We start from the raw sequence: 18075 nt of genomic DNA, 5'->3' as shown, positions 1-18075 counted from the left end.
CTGTTTAACGTGGTGTTGTGATTCGAGTATGTACCTGTCACATTTTGGATTTCGAGTTCAACCTTTCTCACTAACCCCAAATACAGAAATGTTTCTGGGGCTGGTACCTCATTATGAGGCGATTCAGACCATTATGGCAGCCGTCAAAATGGGGGAAGGGGTCATCAAAATAACAGGTGAAGTGGGCACGGGTAAAACCATGGTGTGCCGAAAACTGATTGAGCAAATTGAATCACAAGTCGAATTAGTTTATTTGCCAAATCCGGTTCTAAGTGGTGAGCAATTGCAGTTTGCTGTGGCCAGAGAGCTTGGGATTGAAGATACTGACCCACTTAAAGTCGTTTCACTGATCCAAGAGCGGCTGATCCAAGTCCACGTGTCAGGGAAAAAAACGGTACTGATTGTTGATGAAGCACAAGCTCTGTCTTCTGAGGCGTTAGAAACCTTGCGCTTGTTTGGCAACTTGGAAACGGAACAAGATAAGCTGATTCAATTGGTCTTGTTTGGTCAGCCCGAATTAGATGAGCGATTAGAGACTCACGAATTGCGCCAATTTCGTCAACGCATTACGTTCAGTTGCCAACTGCGTCCTCTCTCGATCGAAGAGGGCGTTGCCTACATCAACAATCGTCTAGATAAAGCGGGTAATGGGGCGCATATCTTCTCTATTGAACAAAAGAAAGCCATTTGGCGCTCGGCGATGGGCATCCCGAGATTGATTAATCAGATCAGCCATAAAGCTTTACTTACTGCGTTCAATGACCGTTGTACGCTTTTGAAAAATCATCATGTTTACGTTGCCATGCATGACACTTTTGACGCACGTAAACCTAAGTTTAAATCTCCCGTATTTTGGGGATGGAGTCAGCCTTGAGTGCCATCAATAAAGCATTATCAGAACTTGCTGAAAAAGAATCGCCTTCGGAACTAACCAAGGCAGAGATCCCGAGTATTTCTCGAAGCAAACCATGGCTATGGCTTGTGGGGGGCTTTTCGTTGAGCTTAGCTGTCGGTGGTTGGGCGGTATCTCAAGGTCCCGCTCCTATTGAAGAGATTGCAACAGTTTCGTCTTCAACAACTAATATGGAAAATGTTCCACCTTTGCCTGTAGTTGAAGTAAGCCAATCTCCAACTAATAAGACAACGCCACAATTAAATGATGTGGTGTACACGCAACGAATTGAAAAACCGAAGGTAAAAGTCGCATTATCTGCTGCGAAATCAACGCCAGAGGTGGATGATTATGTTCCTCGTAATGAGGTGAGCAGCACGGTCGAGCAGCCAGTGTTGTTGGCGAGTCCGAGCAATAATGTGACGAATTCATCGAATGTTGAGCAAGAGCATTCGATGCGAATTGAGCAAGTAGAACTGACCCATCAAGAGTTAGCTGAAAAAGCGTTGGCACGTGCGGATAAAGCGATGGATGCGAATGACATGAAAACCGCATTGTCATCTTTTAATGAAGCACTTCGTTACCAACCAACGAACCTTGAAGCTCGTCAAAAGCTAGCCGCATTATATTTTGGCAAAGGTGACACGCGCAAAGCCTACGAAATCCTACAAGCTGGTATCTCGCTAGATACGAATAACCAGTCACTTCGCTTAGCGTTATCAAAGTTATTGGTGAAAGCAGATCAACCAGAAGCGGCGCTGAGCCCTCTAGTGCATCTGCCTCCTGCACCAAGCCGTGATTATCTAGCGATGCGTGCCGCTTTGGCACAAAAGCAAAAACAAAACCAAATTGCTCTAGAAAGCTACCAACTGCTGACGCAGCGCGAACCTGACAACGCGCGCTGGTGGCTTGGTTTAGGTATTCAGCAAGAGCGAGCATTGGATTTTTCTGCTGCTATTGCCGCTTATCAACAAGCATTGGGGAAAGTGGGTATTTCGAATCAGTCTCAGGCATTTATTCGTGACCGTTTGAACATCTTAAAACAACTGGAGAACGCGCAATGAAAATTCAGTTGAGAAAGCGCTTGGGTGATCTACTTGTTGAAGAGGGGATTGTCTCTGAAGAACAAATTCAGCAAGCATTGAGTGCTCAGCACAGCACAGGACAAAAACTGGGTGATGCGTTGATTGACCTTGGTTTTATCAGCGAAAAGCAGATGCTGGAGTTCTTATCTCAGCAGCTCGGTTTGCCATTGATTGATTTGAGCCGAGCCCCGATTGATGCCGATGCTGTACAAGTTTTGCCTGAAGTGCACGCGCGACGCTTGCGTGCCATGGTCGTTGCTCGAAATGGTGACACGCTACGCGTTGCAATGAGTGATCCTGCGGACTTGTTTACTCAAGAATCCCTGATGAACTTGCTTGGTGAATATGACCTAGAGTTCATCATTGCGCCAGAACGTCAGTTAGTCGAAAGCTTTGACCGTTACTACCGTCGTACAAAAGAAATCGCCTCGTTTGCTGAGCAGCTTCAGGCTGAGCACCAGGACGTTGAAGGCTTTGACTATGGTATTGATGAAGGTGATAGTGAAGAAGTTACCGTCGTAAAACTGGTTAACTCGATGTTTGAAGATGCGGTGCAAGTCGGCGCGTCAGATATTCACATCGAGCCTGATGACAAAGTACTTCGCTTACGTCAACGTGTTGATGGTGTATTGCACGAGACGCTTCTAAATGAAGTTAACATTGCCTCTGCGCTGGTTCTGCGCCTTAAACTGATGGCGCACTTAGATATTTCTGAAAAGCGTTTGCCACAAGATGGTCGCTTTAATATCAAAGTTCGTGGTCAATCGATCGATATTCGTATGTCGACACTACCAACGCAATACGGTGAGTCGGTGGTGATGCGTTTGCTCAACCAATCTTCTGGTTTGCGCAAACTTGAAGACTCTGGCCTACCTCCAGAGCTGCTTGCTCGCTTACGGCGACAGCTTTCTCGTCCTCACGGTATGATTTTGGTTACGGGACCGACAGGTTCTGGTAAAACCACCACGCTTTATGGCGCGCTGAGTGAGTTGAATGAACCGGGTAAGAAGATCATCACTGCAGAAGACCCGGTGGAATATCGCCTACCACGTATTACTCAGGTTCAGATCAACAGTAAGATCGACCTAACGTTTTCTCGCGTGCTACGTACCTTCCTGCGTCAGGACCCGGACATCATCCTCGTTGGTGAGATGCGTGACCAAGAAACAGTAGAGATTGGTTTACGCGCTGCACTGACTGGTCACTTAGTGTTAAGTACGTTACACACAAACGACGCAGTAGACAGTGCGCTACGTATGATTGATATGGGTGCGCCTGGTTATCTAGTTGCGAGTGCGGTCCGTGCTGTGGTTGCTCAGCGTCTGGTTCGTCGTGTTTGTCCCGACTGTAAAACCACGGATGTATTGGATGAATCGCGCCTGCAATGGTTGGCTGGTCGCTTCCCGAATCAAGTCGGCACCACTTTCCACAAAGGTGCGGGTTGTCAAAACTGTAACTTGACGGGCTATCGAGGTCGAATCGGTGTGTTCGAAATGCTTGAGCTAGAGAATGAAATGATGGACAAGCTGCGTGCGAATGACGCGGTAGGGTTCGCTCAAGCAGCGAGACGTTCCGAGAATTACAAGCCACTACTTGCTTCAGCGATGGAACTGGCATTGCAAGGTATTGTTAGTTTGGATGAAGTGATGACCCTAGGTGAAGGGGATGCTTCTGGTAAAACCGACCCAATTTTCATGTAGGTAAGTGAATGCCAACTTTTCGTTATCAAGGTCGCACTTTAGACGGCTCATCCACCAGTGGCAAAGTCGATGCTGTGAATTCTGAAGCTGCAGCGGAAGCATTGATGAATAAGGGGATCATTCCTCTTAACCTGCGTTTGGAAAAAGAAGCGGTAAAGAGCAAAGTTAGCCTGTCTAAATTGTTCGTACCGGCGATTCCGCTTGAAGTGATTATCCTGTTTTCTCGCCAGCTATTTAGTTTGACGAAGGCTGGTGTACCACTGCTGCGTTCTATGCGTGGTCTGCTGCAAAACTGCGAAAACAAACAGCTCAAAGAAGCGCTTGAAGATGTGGTAGCGGAGCTGAGCAATGGTCGTGGCTTGTCCTCGGCAATGCAGCCACATTCCAAGGTGTTCAGCCCGTTGTTTGTTTCTATGATCAACGTTGGTGAAAACACAGGTCGACTAGACCAAGCTTTATTGCAATTGGCGAATTACTACGAGCAAGAACTGGAAACTCGTAAGCGAATTAAAGCAGCAATGCGTTACCCAACATTCGTTATTGTGTTCATCACTATAGCGATGTTTATTTTGAACATTTTGGTGATCCCAGAGTTTGCATCGATGTTTACCCGCTTTGGAGTGGATCTTCCTTTGCCGACCAGAATCCTGATTGCGACCTCTAACTTCTTTGTGAATTTTTGGGGACTACTCATTGCGGCAATCGTTGGGGCATTCTTTTTATTTAGAGCTTGGGTTGCAACCGCAGATGGTCGAGAGAAGTTCGATAAGTTCCGTCTACGATTGCCAATCGTGGGCGATATCGTAAACCGAGCACAGCTATCTCGTTTCTCAAGAACCTTTTCGTTGATGCTGAAATCCGGTGTACCTCTAAACCAGTCTTTAGCTCTGGCTGGTGAGGCGCTTGGCAACAAGTTCTTGGAAAACCGAATTTTAGAAATGAAGTCTGCTATTGAAGCGGGCAGTACCATTTCTGTCACGGCAATCAACAGTAAAATTTTTACGCCTTTGGTTATTCAAATGATAGCGGTTGGTGAAGAGACTGGTCGTATCGATGAGCTTCTCTTAGAAGTGTCGGACTTCTACGATCGAGAAGTGGATTACGACTTGAAGACACTGACCGCTCGAATTGAACCACTACTTTTGGTCATTGTGGCAGGCATGGTTATGGTGCTCGCACTGGGTATTTTCCTTCCAATGTGGGGGATGCTGGACATCATCAAAGGCGGCTAAACCAGTGGTTGAAAATCAGAGTCGCGCAACGCTTATCCTTGCAGGTGTTATTGGGTTAATTTTGCTGGTGGCGTTTGTGCATAGCCTCAAGCCAGTAGAGCAGCAAGCGCAAGTCACTGGAGCCAAGCTTGCCAAGGTTTGGATGCAAGATAGCGTGCAACGTTATCATCAGGCGTGGATGGTTCATGGTGAGCCCAAACATATGTCGATGGATGGGTTTGAACTCGATATGACAGAAGCAGGTCTAGTGTCGCCATTTCGTCAAGACGGGGTTTTGGATTGTGGCTTTTGGTTAGCGGTGCATTACCCGCAACGTAAAATTATGGCGAGCGAGTTGTTAGAAATTCGTGGAGCAATTAAAAGTAATAGTTATACATGTCACTATACTTATGAAAATGGACAGAGAGTTGTCGTTATATCTGACGCTAATTACCTGAAAATAGACGTCGAAATGTCGGCGGAGTGAATTTTTTGACACTTAAGTACTATAAATAGGAATGAAAGTCGGTATAATGCAAACATTACCATAAGAAAAAGGTTGTAATTGAAAGTAAACCATTTGGTTATTTACTTTTTAGCGCAGCTTTTACTTAACAATGGCGAATCGTCATTCTGCTCAAGCGGTAGAGAAAGTACTCACCTAACTAATTTCGCTTAGTGTGTTGAGACGCAAAACCGTTTTGACAATATCCAAAATGGTCGTGTGACCGATAAACTTTGCAGTCACTCTGCATGCTTACATAGAGAGAGTAAACAATGAAAAGACAAGGTGGTTTCACCCTTATCGAATTGGTAGTGGTAATTGTAATCCTAGGTATTCTAGCGGTAACTGCAGCACCACGTTTCCTTAACCTGCAGTCGGATGCTCGTGAATCAGCTCTTCAAGGTCTAAAAGGCGCAATGGATGGAGCTTCGGGTATCGTTTTCGGTAAAGCTGCAATTGAAGGCGTTGAGACGAAAACTACCTCGGATAACACAACAGTTGAAAATGTAAAAATCAATTATGGTTACCCACAAGCAGTTACTGGTGGACTAGACAATGCTGTAAATGGGTTAACTCAAGACTGGGCTCTAGCTAACTCTCAGGATAACACTAAGTTGTTTGCAACTTTTGTTAGTGGTGACTTGGTTTCTGGTTTTAATAGTAAAAACACAGAAACGAGCGTGACTTCGGGTAATTGCTATGTGACATACACGCAAGCAACTTCTAGCGCAGTTGCGACAACACTTGTAACTGATACAGGTTGTTAATCTGACGTCAAAGGCCAGCTAGTCTGGCCTTTATCTCCTTATTTTGATTAATCTCGGAATAGTTCATATGCGTAAATCATCGGGTCTTAGTGCAATAGAGTTTGTGGTTGTGCTGATTATCTTAGGTGTGATCGGTTATGTGGTATTACCAAGATTTATCAGCTTTAAACCAGAAACTTACGAAGCGAAGTGGGAGCAAACTAAGCAAACCGCTGAGCACGTTTCTGAAACGCTAAGCAATAAAGAAACCTACGATCGAATTGAAGAAGAATTGGAGCGCTCGAAAGGAGAGAAATAACTTGTTGGTGGTTATTTGTACACTTGCTCACACTTCGAATTTAAAACTTATAAACCTATCATTATTCTCATAATTTCATCGTATACTTACTTCGCTTGTCTTAAGCCTAAGGTTGGGTTATGAAAATTCGCAGCTCTACATTAGGGTTTACCTTGATGGAATTGATCTTAGTGATCGTTCTCTTATCTATTCTCTCCCTGTTTGCTGCCAGCCGTTTTATGGGCAAAGGCAGTGTGTCTGCATTTGCACTTCAAGAACAAGCCATTTCTGTGATTCGCCAAGTTCAAGTGAATCGCATGCAGTCGAATATCAATATCCCAAACAAGTCTTATCCTGAAAGATGTCTACCCAGTAGCTACAAAGCTGGAGAGGACTCTAGCTATACTAACTTTTGTCTATCGATTACGAGTACTTGTATAGGATCTAGTGCAGCGTGCAATCTGGTTAGTAAGGAACGAGATGCTCGAAGCGATGTTGTTGTCGATAACTCAGCACAGTTTTCTATTATTAATGGTGCCTCTAGTCCCATTGAATTTGATCTATTGGGTAATCCTCTCAATGTTTCCTCTGCTGGTATTTCTATTCTTATTCAAGATAAAAACAGTCAAAGCCAGTGCCGAGTATTGATCAACCCTCAGGGTTATGTTTCGGAGGGAGCATGCTCATGAGAAAGCACATTGGTATGACGCTTATTGAGATGATCATTGCCATCGTTCTTATGGGGATTGCGATGGTAGCGTTTACGTCTTTTTTAGTTCCTCAAATTCGTGATTCAGCAATGCCTCATTATCAAATGCGTGCAGCAGCCTTAGGGCAGGGATTTATGTCGCAAATATTGGCGCGCGGCTTTGATGAAAACAGTGACTTCGATGGTGGTACTGTTCGATGTGGTGAGAACGGTGTGAATTGCACTGAGGTGAGTAAATTAGGTGCTGATAGAAAACTCGACGGTTCTTTGGAGGCAACGCCTAATGATTTTAATGATGTAGATGACTATATCGGGTGTTGGAGTACGTCTACAACGGTAGGTCAGTGCCAAGGAGCGAAGCGTGGGAGTATTGCTGATGTGTTAGGGAAGAGCGGTGAAGATAAATATCGCAATTTCCGTGTTGAGGTCGGAGTTGCGTACGACAACTTATCTACGGCAAAAACGACAGGCATCACTAACTATAAAAAAATCACCATTACTATTTTTGCAAGCAACACTCAGCCATTAACACTCACTGCCATAAGAGGAAACTACTGATGAAAGCTCGTGGTTTTACCTTAATGGAAATGATCGTCACCATTGTGATCGGGAGTTTTATCATGCTGGGTATTGCGGGTTATGTTCAGCTTGGTATGAAAGGTTACGCGGATACAATTGACCGACAACGTATGCAAACTCAAGCCCAGTTTGTGTTGGAGAAAATGTCTCGAGAAATTCGCCATGCGGTACCGAATAGTTTTCATGAGCCTGATGACACGACGAAGTGTTTAGAGTTTGTACCTATTGAGTATTCAGGGTTCTACACACTGACAAATAACGACTTGGAGTTCTTATTGGGCAATGACGCCACGTTAAACCCAATGCCCGCTAACGCTTGGATGGTTATTAATCCGAGTCGTTATGAAGATCTGCAACCTTCTTCTTCACAAAGTTTAAATGTTGGTGGTCTAGCCAAAACTGGTGATGTCTTTGTTATTAGTGGGGCTGCCAGTACGATTGGGGGCTCTTCTATTTCGAGCCGTCATTACGTCTATCAAGATAAGTCTGAAGTACGTTACTGCTTCGAAAATAATCAAATAACGCGCAATGGAATTACAGTCGCGGATAGTGTCGATACTTCTGTAAGTGATATGCACTATCTAGAGCCAACGCTGCAGCGTGGTGGTCTTGTACACATCAATTTAGAGTTCACTCAAAACGGGGAGCGTAGTGTTTACCAACAAGACGTGCAGGTGCTCAATGTTCCGTAGAAATGTCCAACAAGGTAGTGTTCTGATCGTCGTGTTGTTTGTCATCATAGTGATGGGGTACTTAGCTGCTTCTTTGATGAGAGTAAGTTGGTCAAACCAAAGTACATTAACGAAAGAATTCTTGGGCACCAAAGCTTGGTTTATTGCTCAATCTGCCAATGAGTGGGCACTAACTCAGCTTTATCCATTAAACACAGATGGCTCCGTCATCGCTGATGTTTGCTCTAAGATTGAAAACGGTAATACATCTCCTCCTACACAGATTACACAAGGCTCGGGTTGCCGAATCAATACTATGACATGTTCAAATATCGGTACCTTTAACGCAGGTACCTCTGAAGCTGAATCTCTTTTCAGAGTGCAAGCCACAGCAATTTGTGGTTCCGGGGTTGCACAAGTACAGCGCCAACAAGAGATTTGGGTTAGGGAGTAAATAAAATAATGAAAAAGAGAATAATATTTGGTGCTATAGCCTACTCTTTGTTATGTGCTCAAGTGCTTGCTGCTGTAACGTATGATCTAACCCCTACCGATTATTGGGTAAGGGAAAAAGGGAGGTGGCAACGTCAATGGGTACCTGTTTATAGTCCATGCCCAACAGATGGTTATTATTCCAATGGTCTTTCTATTTACGTGTGTCCTAGTAGTGTAAATCTCTATTACGGTGATAATATTGTTACTGGGGGAAATACCTCGCAATTAGTATTACGTCAATATTCTTCTTTCGGTGGTAATAATACGATTGGTAGTAGTAATCGGAATATTTCCCTTAACCTAGACCGAAATTCTTTTAGCGCTCGTAACTTATATATTTACGGTAGTATCGATAATGGTGGTTACATCAATTTGACAGACGCTACTGTATCTAGGTTTATAAGGAGCTCTAACAATGATGTTGTATTTGATAATGTCAATGTTGGAGAAAGTGTCATAGCTCAAAAACACATTAATGGTACCAACAGTGATGTTGGTGGCTATGTTGATAGCTATGCCGGTGGGGTGACACTGAATAATGTTGATGTAGGCTCGTATATCGAGGCGAGAGATCAGATAAAAACAACGAATGGTGATGTGGGCGGACACATTTCCTCTTCCCACGGTGGTATTCAGGCTGTATCAAACAGCACGCATCTCATTTCTGGGTATGTTAGTGCTCAAGAATCCATAAAAGTGACTAACTACAGAATCAATCAATACATATTTTCTGAAGACTATGTGCAACTCAATAATACGAATGTGAATGGAGATGTTACCTCTCGTAGCAGTGGTAACCCTGCGGTTGAAGTATTAAATAACTCGTCTGTTTCTGGTGATATCACCGCCAAAGGTTTTATTCGTGTATCTGACTCTAGTGTGTCTGGCGATATTGATAATACTCAAGGGCGCAATCAGAGCATGGCAATTAATAGCAGCCAAATTGGCGGAGATATTGCTGCTAAGGGATACGTCGATGTGCAATTTTCACAAGTGTCAGGCACTGTTTCTAGTGCAAATGAAGGTGGGCGAATTGAGCACTCTAAAGTTAAAGGTGATGTTAATGTTAAAGAGTACCTTCACGTAATTAATAACTCCTATATTTGTGGAGAAGCGTCAAGCTCTGGTGATGGTGCAAATATTAACAACTCATTTGTTGGTGATGATGTATCAACTAAAAAGTATCTGCATGTCACAAATGCCTCTGTATTTGGCACTGTAAGTACCAAAAATAAAGGGATGGCTCTTTCTGGAGCGAAAATTCTTGCTGACATGAAAGCAGTAGGTTTTCCCAATAACAAGTATGTCAGTATTTCTAACAACTCTACGTTGTGTGGGCAGTTGAACTCTTCATATTATTACAACGGAAATTTGGTTGCGTTTTGTGGGTTAAATGACCCAAGTTGTAACAGCTCCCAATCAAAAGGCGAATGTCCAGTTAATGTAAGTTCAGGATCCGGTTACGATGACTTCTATGAGTTTTGTGGTACTACCCCCCCTGACCCTGAACCAACACAATGTAACTTACTTCCAATGGAAGACTTTAATGCTAATGATATTAGCAACTGGTCTGTTATTGGCTTTGGGCAAAGCATCAAACCTACACCATCTGGTGGACGATTCGTTTTAAACTCGTCTCAAAGAAATCAAGCAACAGCATCGGCATACAACTATCTATTCCCTTCGAAAGATAACTATCTTGAAGTGGAGTTTGACCACTATGCGCACTCCGGATCTGGGGCTGATGGTGTGGCATTGGTTTTATCTGATGCTAATGTGCCGCCACAAACTGGGGCATTTGGTGGTCCACTTGGCTATGGTGTGAAACCTAACATACAAGGCTTTGCTGGCGGTTGGCTTGGGTTTGGTATCGATGAATACGGCAACTACTCAAGAGAAGGTAGCTTTGAGGATAGTCATTACCGACCAGGGTTTAAGCCAAATACAGTCGCAATTCGTGGTTCTGGGATTAAGAACGGGTCTGGGCAATGGATGGGAGGTTATCGCTATATCAAAGGTAACCACAATGTTGGTGACTTAGATAGACGCCGCGATCCTAATCATAGATACAAAGTTATCATCGATTCTAAACAACAAGGTAAAGTCTACATTACGATTCAGCGTAAGATCGGTAGTGCGAACTCTTGGACAACATTGATCTCCAAATTTGATGTTATGAGAGGTTTTGGGCAAACCACGCCTCCAGAAAATTTCCGCGTGTCGATTACCGCCTCGACTGGTGACATTACCAACGTACATGAAATGGATAACTTCCAAGTTTGTGCCGATAAATACCAGAAAATAACGGAAGGCATTCACCACTTCGAATTTGATTACGCTGGTACTGGCAGTATTTGTCAGGCGTCCGAGGTAACACTACGAGCATGTATGGATGCTTCTTGTTCAAAAACGTACCCATCTTCAGTATTGAGCTCGAACCCAGGAGCAACGGTTGATCCTGTGACGGTGTCCTTATTGCCACAATCGGATTCTCTTGTCGCATGGGAAGGGGGAGATCATGTTACGTTCTCTGACTCTGTTTCGTTGAAGCTACAAGCGTTCCAATCAGGTTCAGCAAAACTTGGAATTGCAAGTAGCTCGGTTCCACAGTTTGGTTTTGACGGAGCGAAGTGTCGTATCGCTGGTGGTCCGCTATCTGAGCAAAACTGTAATATCGTATTTAACTCTGCGGCGTTGGGTGTAACGGTTCCAGATAAGGTCGCTGGTAAGCCATTCTTCAATACCAAAGGACAGGCACAATATAGCAATCAAAGTTCGCCTTATTTGGAGTTTTGTAGTTCACCAAGCCAACAGGGCGGTGACGGCGAAAATCGAGATGTTCAGTTATCCATTGAAAGAATCGAACCGACAAGCAATGCAGTATCAGTCCCCGCTTATGTCTCTTTCAAAAAGAGAGATGGTTCTTTCAGTAACGAGGTTACCGTTGGGACAAATACTGTTGAGGTTGCTGATGTCTACTTTAATAAGCAAGGTAAAGCTTACTTCAACTTAAAGTATCCAGAGGCAGGCAAAGTCGCGCTGAAGGCGAAAATAAAAGATGAAAAGGATTCGTTAGGACAGAATAGCTTTGTGAGTTTTCCAGCATATCTCAAATTGACGGTTGATGGTGGTCTGTGCGGTTCAGGCTCTTGTAGCCAGAAACTTGTTGCTGCTGGAGAAGAGTTCACAATGAAAGTGACGGCTTATCAATTTGGTGATGACAAGAAGCCAGCACAAAACTATCAACAATCAGGTTTAACGATTAGTCATAAAGTATCTTACCCGCAGTTTGATAGTGCGATTCCTGGTACTTTAGGGACGACCACATACGATCATATCAATCTAACTAATGGTACGGGGTCAGTGACGCAAACTGTGTCCGAAGTTGGTGCTTTTGACTTTACGATTACACCACCTGAAACGTATCTCGGTAGTAAAGCTTTCACCATTACGCCAGCAGAAGAAAATATTGGTCGTTTCTACCCTAAGTATTTCCGAGTTGATGAAGCGAAAGGAAATCAATGGGCTTACCCACATAAAGAAAACTTTGCTTATATGGGACAAAGCTTTGGCGTCGAGGAGTTTTATGTTGAGGCATTAAATGCGGATAAAGGCGCTTTAACAAACTACGCCTTCTTCTCTAGTGGCTTACAAGCAAAGTTTGGTTTGAAAGATACTAGCTCTTATCAGCCTCGTTTTATTTTGAACAAAACCTATACGGGGACTTGGGTGAATAATGGTGCTGCTTATGTCACTTCAAGAAGTCTAGGTAAGTTTACTGGTTCAACGACGGATGGGTTAGAGCTATTAAAAGGTTCTGGCTCAAGTTACCCAGATGGTCCGCTCAACTTTAACGAGAACGCGAAAGATACGGCGATATCAATCAAATCTGCGGATGATAATAAGGATCCAGTATCTATCGATGGAAGCGAGGGGTTATTGCCTACCCAACCTGACATCCGCTTTGGCCGTGTAGACCTAGATGATGTCGGTGGCAACCAAGGCTCGACGTTGAGAGTGCCATTACGAGTTGAATACTGGAATGGTAGCCGTTTTATTGCTAACCCAAATGACAGCCAAACCGATGTTACTGGTGTGAAGGCTAAACAAGAGCATATTTGGCCAAAAGGTAATAATGCGAAACCTAAGGATGTCACGTTAGGGGCTGGTGGAGAGGTCGCTTCTGGTCACTCTCGTTCTGTAACAGCAAAAGAAGCAGAGCCGTATCGCCAGCAAACTCGCGTATGGCTTAATCTTGAAGGTGGTGGCAATTCGCTCCCTTGGCTCAAATACGACTGGGATAAAGATGGCTCCGAAGAAAACCCATCATCGGTAGTCACGTTTGGTATTCATCGAGGTAATGACCGAGTGATTTATCGTGGTGAACCGGGCTTAACCGGACAATAACAAACTTCGGTTTCTTGCGTTAAGTAAGGAAACTGCAAGAAATTGAGGCTTTCTGCTCATGTTTGTGTACCAATGCCTTGCTGTGACAGCGAGGCATTGGTACATTTAGGACAATTTTTGTCTTCTAAATTTTTGCAGGATGAGCGAAGAATATGTTTAAAAAACTTCGTGGCATGTTTTCAAACGACCTATCTATCGATTTAGGTACTGCCAACACTCTAATTTACGTAAAGGGACAGGGTATTGTCCTTGATGAACCTTCTGTAGTTGCTATTCGTCAAGATCGTGTAGGTTCTGCAAAAAGCGTTGCTGCTGTAGGCCATGCGGCAAAACAGATGCTTGGTCGTACGCCAGGTAACATCTCAGCTATCCGTCCAATGAAAGATGGCGTTATCGCTGACTTCTACGTAACAGAAAAAATGCTTCAGCACTTCATTAAGCAAGTGCATGACAACAGCATCCTTAAACCAAGCCCACGTGTACTGGTTTGTGTTCCTTGTGGTTCTACTCAAGTTGAGCGTCGTGCGATTCGTGAATCTGCACTAGGTGCCGGTGCGCGCGAAGTTTACCTAATTGATGAGCCAATGGCGGCAGCAATCGGTGCAGGTCTGCGTGTCTCTGAGCCAACAGGTTCAATGGTGGTTGATATCGGTGGTGGTACAACTGAAGTTGCGGTTATCTCACTAAACGGTGTGGTTTACTCTTCTTCTGTACGTATCGGTGGTGACCGCTTTGATGAAGCAGTGATCAACTACGTACGTCGTAACTACGGCAGCTTGATCGGTGAAGCAACGGCTGAAAAGATCAAACACGAAATCGGTTCTGCTTACCCTGGTGATGAAGTTCAAGAGATCGAAGTTCGCGGTCGTAACCTTGCAGAAGGTGTGCCACGCAGCTTTAGCCTGAACTCAAACGAAATCCTAGAAGCATTACAAGAGCCACTGTCAGGCATCGTATCGGCAGTGATGGTTGCACTAGAACAGTGTCCACCAGAGCTTGCGTCTGATATCTCTGAAAACGGTATGGTGTTAACAGGTGGTGGTGCACTACTGAAAGACCTTGACCGTCTACTAATGGAAGAAACTGGTATTCCAGTGGTTATCGCTGAAGATCCACTAACCTGTGTGGCTCGTGGCGGCGGTAAAGCACTAGAAATGATCGACATGCACGGTGGCGATCTATTCTCTGAAGAATAAAGTGCAGGGTGGAGTCCATATGGGCTTCACCTTCATTTCCGCTCTCTGTAATTTCAATCTGCTCCATACCTAGAATCTCTTCATGTCAGATTCTCAGGTTGCCAAGTAAGGCTCAATAATCATGGTAGCAATCAGGTTAAAAACAAGATGAAACCGATTTTTGGCAGAGGTCCATCTCTGCAATTGCGTCTGTTTTTTGCTGTCATCGTGTCGGCGAGCTTGATGCTGGCTGATAACCGTCTAGATACGTTTTCCAACGTCCGATACCTATTGAACAGTATGGTTGCGCCAATCCAATACGCAGCTAATTTGCCTCGTAGCATGTTCGATGGAATGTTCGAGAGTTTAAATACTCGTCAGGCACTGATTGAAGGCAATCGCAATTTGAAGCGCGAAGTGCTTCGCCTGAAGAGCGAGCTGATCTTGCTCGACCAATATAAAGAAGAAAACCAACGCCTGCGTAAACTGCTCGGCTCTTCATTCGTCCGTGACGAGAAGAAAGTCGTCACAGAAGTGATGGCTGTGGACACGTCACCGTACCGCCACCAAGTGGTGATCGATAAAGGTCGTATTGATGGCGTTTACGTTGGTCAACCTGTTATCAACGAGAAAGGTATCGTTGGTCAGGTAACGTTTGTGGCCGCGCACAACGCACGTGTCTTGTTGTTAACAGATGCGAAAAACGCAATTCCAGTCCAAGTGATTCGTAACGATATTCGTGTTATCGCTTCCGGTAATGGTGAAGTGGATGAAATCCAACTAGAGCACATCCCAACCAGTACCGATATCCAAGTTGGCGATTTGCTGGTGACATCGGGTCTTGGGGGTATTTATCCAGAAGGCTACCCAGTCGCAACTGTTACGAATGTGGATCACGATACTCGCCAAGAATTCGCATCAATCAAAGCGGAACCTGTGGTTGAGTTTGATCGCCTGCGCTACTTGCTATTGATTTGGCCGAATGAAGACCGTCAACACAAAGTACTGCAGTCCAATGTAGAAGAAGGTTCAGAACAAGAGGTAACCGATGGCCAATAGTGTATTTAGAAGCCGAATGGTCATCGGCGTCAGCTTCTTCGTCGCGCTAGTCCTGCAAACTATTCCATGGCCAGGCGTTTTGGATTTACTACGTCCATCATGGCTGTTCCTCGTTACCTGTTATTGGGTGCTGGCACTGCCGCATCGTGTCAACGTTGGTACCGCTCTGGTTTTAGGTTTGCTTTGGGATATTTTGATTGGCTCGACGCTCGGGATCCGAGGGATGATGATGTCGATCGTTATCTACTTGGTTGCGTTGAACTTCTTGGTGATTCGTAACATGGCATTGTGGCAACAATCGATTTTGATTGCCTTTTTTACCGTGCTACTGGAACTTCTTATATTCTGTGGGGAATATTTGAACCAGGACGTAGTATTTAATCCATTATCTCTGTGGACAGCGGCAATAAACTGTATACTTTGGCCATGGATGTTTTTATTAATGCGACGCGTCCGTCGCGCATGGCACGTAAGGTAGCGTTGTGAAAAAGGGCTTATCCCTCGTTCTCGCATCGGGTTCTCCGAGAAGAAAAGAGTTGCTTGCTCAACTAGGCTATGATTTTGATATTGTGCTTCCTGATATAGAGGAAGCCAAACAAGATCACGAGCAAGCAAAAGACTATGTTTTGCGTCTCTCTCTGGAAAAAGCTCAAGCAGGCTTAGCGATGGCTAAGCCTGATTCCGTTGTATTGGGCTCCGATACCGTGGTGGTGTGCGATAACCACGTATTAGAAAAACCAAAAAATTTCGAAGATTCAAAACGCATGCTCAGCGATTTATCGGGTCGGCAGCATCAAGTGATGACTGCGGTGAGCGTCGTATCAAAAGAAAAACAACACTCAGTGGTCGTTATCACTGACGTGTGGTTCAAAACTCTGATTGAAGAAGAAATAGAACGATACTGGCAGTCAGGCGAACCATGCGATAAAGCTGGAAGTTATGGTATTCAAGGACTCGGTGGGCGTTTCGTCACCCGAATCGAAGGCAGTTATCACGCCGTAGTAGGCTTACCTTTGTTCGAAACCGATCAGCTAATTCAAGAATTTTTATAATTGTTTTGAGGTGTGCACATGAGTGCAGAATTGCTGCTTAACGTGACCCCGAGTGAAACTCGTGTGGCCATGATTGAAGGTGGAGTACTACAAGAAGTTCATATAGAACGAGAATCGCGCCGTGGCATTGTTGGCAATATTTATAAAGGCAAAGTGAGCCGAGTATTGCCGGGCATGCAAGCGGCGTTTGTCGATATTGGTTTAGATAAAGCGGCATTCTTGCACGCGTCAGATATTGTTCCGCATACTGAGTGTGTGGCGGAAAACGAAAAGCAACAATTTCAAGTTCGTGATATTTCTGAGTTGGTTCGCCAAGGTCAGGATATTGTTGTGCAGGTGGTTAAAGACCCACTAGGTACCAAGGGCGCTCGCCTGACGACTGATATTACCCTCCCATCACGTTATCTTGTCTTTATGCCTGGGGCTAGCCATGTTGGCGTTTCTCAGCGTATCGAAAGTGAAAGTGAACGTGAGCGTCTAAAGAAAGTGGTTAACCACTATTGCGACGAGCACGGCGGTTTTATTATTCGTACTGCGGCAGAAGGTGCAGACGAAAAAGAGCTCTCTCAAGATGCGGCATTTTTGAAGCGCTTATGGCAGAAAGTCATGGAGCGTCGCTCGAAGTACAAAACCCGTTCGACCTTGTACGGTGAGTTAGGCTTGGCACAACGCATCCTGCGTGATTTTGTTGGCACTGAGCTAGACAAGGTTATGGTTGACTCTCGTCTTGAATACGAGAACCTTAAAGAGTTTACGTCTGAGTATGTTCCTGAGCTGACTGATAAGCTTGAGTTGTACGAAGGCGATAAGCCAATCTTCGATATGTACGACACAGAGAACGAAATCCAACGCTCTCTGGAACGTAAAGTTGAGCTTAAGTCAGGTGGCTACCTAATCATTGATCAAACTGAAGCAATGACAACGGTCGACATCAATACTGGCGCGTTTGTCGGTCGTCGTAATCTTGAAGAAACCATCTTCAACACTAATGTTGAAGCGACTCAAGCGATCGCTCGTCAGCTGCGTCTACGCAACTTAGGCGGCATTATCATTATCGACTTTATCGATATGGCGTCAGAAGAACATCGTAAGCGTGTACTAACTTCGTTGGAAACTGCGCTCTCAAAAGATCGAGTGAAGACCAACATTAATGGCTTTACTCAGCTAGGCTTAGTTGAGATGACTCGTAAGCGTACGCGCGAAAGTATTGAACATATCTTATGTTCTAGCTGTCCTACTTGTGAAGGTCGCGGTAGCGTGAAGACAGTAGAGACCGTGTGTTACGAGATCCTACGTGAAATTACCCGAGTGAACCGTGCTTATGATGCAGACAACTTTGTCGTATACGCGTCACCATACGTAGCGGAAACACTATTGGGTGATGAATCTCACGCACTGGCTGAACTCGAAGTATTTATTGGTAAGCAAGTTCGTATTCAAGCTGAGCCCCTGTACATTCAGGAGCAGTTTGACGTCGTCATGATGTAATTG

General features: G+C 44.6%; 17 protein-coding genes. All 17 read left to right on the top strand.

What is annotated here, in order from left to right:
* Positions 1-28 precede the first annotated feature (28 nt).
* Positions 29-874 (top strand): ExeA family protein, encoded by an 846-nt coding sequence (locus tag MHO32_RS15050; protein WP_017187907.1) that lies wholly within the window; start codon positions 29-31, stop codon positions 872-874.
* Positions 859-1956 (top strand): tetratricopeptide repeat protein, encoded by a 1098-nt coding sequence (locus tag MHO32_RS15045; protein ID WP_239212784.1) that lies wholly within the window; start codon positions 859-861, stop codon positions 1954-1956. The genes MHO32_RS15050 and MHO32_RS15045 overlap by 16 nt, the downstream gene beginning before the upstream one ends.
* Positions 1953-3677 (top strand): GspE/PulE family protein, encoded by a 1725-nt coding sequence (locus MHO32_RS15040; RefSeq protein ID WP_239212782.1) that lies wholly within the window; start codon positions 1953-1955, stop codon positions 3675-3677. Before MHO32_RS15045 ends, MHO32_RS15040 begins: the two co-directional genes overlap by 4 nt.
* An 8-nt stretch (positions 3678-3685) precedes the next feature.
* Positions 3686-4909, top strand: a complete 1224-nt coding sequence (locus MHO32_RS15035) for a type II secretion system F family protein (protein WP_009700370.1) — start codon at positions 3686-3688, stop codon at positions 4907-4909.
* Between the two features lie 4 nt (positions 4910-4913).
* Positions 4914-5375, top strand: a complete 462-nt coding sequence (locus MHO32_RS15030; protein WP_050922695.1) for a hypothetical protein — start codon at positions 4914-4916, stop codon at positions 5373-5375.
* A gap of 290 nt (positions 5376-5665) precedes the next feature.
* Positions 5666-6160 carry a type II secretion system protein gene (locus MHO32_RS15025; protein ID WP_239212780.1) on the top strand — a complete coding sequence of 165 codons (495 nt, stop codon included), beginning with the start codon at positions 5666-5668 and terminating at the stop codon, positions 6158-6160.
* A gap of 67 nt (positions 6161-6227) precedes the next feature.
* Positions 6228-6458 (top strand): type II secretion system protein, encoded by a 231-nt coding sequence (locus MHO32_RS15020; protein ID WP_050922696.1) that lies wholly within the window; start codon positions 6228-6230, stop codon positions 6456-6458.
* A 119-nt stretch (positions 6459-6577) separates the two neighbouring features.
* Entirely contained in the window at positions 6578-7126 is a 549-nt protein-coding gene (locus MHO32_RS15015; protein ID WP_239212778.1) for a type II secretion system protein, read from the top strand.
* Positions 7123-7704, top strand: a complete 582-nt coding sequence (locus tag MHO32_RS15010) for a type II secretion system protein (RefSeq protein WP_009698817.1) — start codon at positions 7123-7125, stop codon at positions 7702-7704. The genes MHO32_RS15015 and MHO32_RS15010 overlap by 4 nt, the downstream gene beginning before the upstream one ends.
* Positions 7704-8417 carry a PilW family protein gene (locus tag MHO32_RS15005; RefSeq protein WP_009698816.1) on the top strand — a complete coding sequence of 238 codons (714 nt, stop codon included), beginning with the start codon at positions 7704-7706 and terminating at the stop codon, positions 8415-8417. Before MHO32_RS15010 ends, MHO32_RS15005 begins: the two co-directional genes overlap by 1 nt.
* Positions 8407-8850 carry a hypothetical protein gene (locus MHO32_RS15000; RefSeq protein ID WP_005533762.1) on the top strand — a complete coding sequence of 148 codons (444 nt, stop codon included), beginning with the start codon at positions 8407-8409 and terminating at the stop codon, positions 8848-8850. The genes MHO32_RS15005 and MHO32_RS15000 overlap by 11 nt, the downstream gene beginning before the upstream one ends.
* 8 nt (positions 8851-8858) lie before the next feature.
* Positions 8859-13298 carry a DUF6701 domain-containing protein gene (locus tag MHO32_RS14995; RefSeq protein WP_239212776.1) on the top strand — a complete coding sequence of 1480 codons (4440 nt, stop codon included), beginning with the start codon at positions 8859-8861 and terminating at the stop codon, positions 13296-13298.
* A 152-nt stretch (positions 13299-13450) separates the two neighbouring features.
* Complete coding sequence (locus MHO32_RS14990) at positions 13451-14494, top strand: rod shape-determining protein (RefSeq protein ID WP_005381144.1); 1044 nt, start codon at positions 13451-13453, stop codon at positions 14492-14494.
* Positions 14495-14641: 147 nt separating this feature from the next.
* The gene (gene mreC / locus MHO32_RS14985) at positions 14642-15532 is read left to right on the top strand and encodes a rod shape-determining protein MreC (protein WP_005444357.1); all 891 of its coding nucleotides are present in this window, start codon (positions 14642-14644) and stop codon (positions 15530-15532) included.
* On the top strand, positions 15522-16010 hold the full coding sequence (mreD, locus tag MHO32_RS14980) for a rod shape-determining protein MreD (protein WP_005444359.1): 489 nt from the start codon (positions 15522-15524) through the stop codon (positions 16008-16010). Before mreC ends, mreD begins: the two co-directional genes overlap by 11 nt.
* A 4-nt stretch (positions 16011-16014) precedes the next feature.
* Positions 16015-16584, top strand: coding sequence for a Maf family protein (locus MHO32_RS14975; protein WP_239212774.1), 570 nt, complete (start codon positions 16015-16017; stop codon positions 16582-16584).
* Positions 16585-16602: 18 nt separating this feature from the next.
* The gene (rng, locus tag MHO32_RS14970) at positions 16603-18072 is read left to right on the top strand and encodes a ribonuclease G (protein ID WP_005444363.1); all 1470 of its coding nucleotides are present in this window, start codon (positions 16603-16605) and stop codon (positions 18070-18072) included.
* Positions 18073-18075: the final 3 nt, after the last annotated feature.

This window comes from Vibrio sp. MMH1-50 (assembly GCF_022347645.1).
Classification (GTDB): Bacteria; Pseudomonadota; Gammaproteobacteria; order Enterobacterales; family Vibrionaceae; genus Vibrio; species Vibrio harveyi.
Note: the sequence above shows the minus strand (reverse complement) of the source record. Positions and strands in the feature narration are given on the sequence as shown.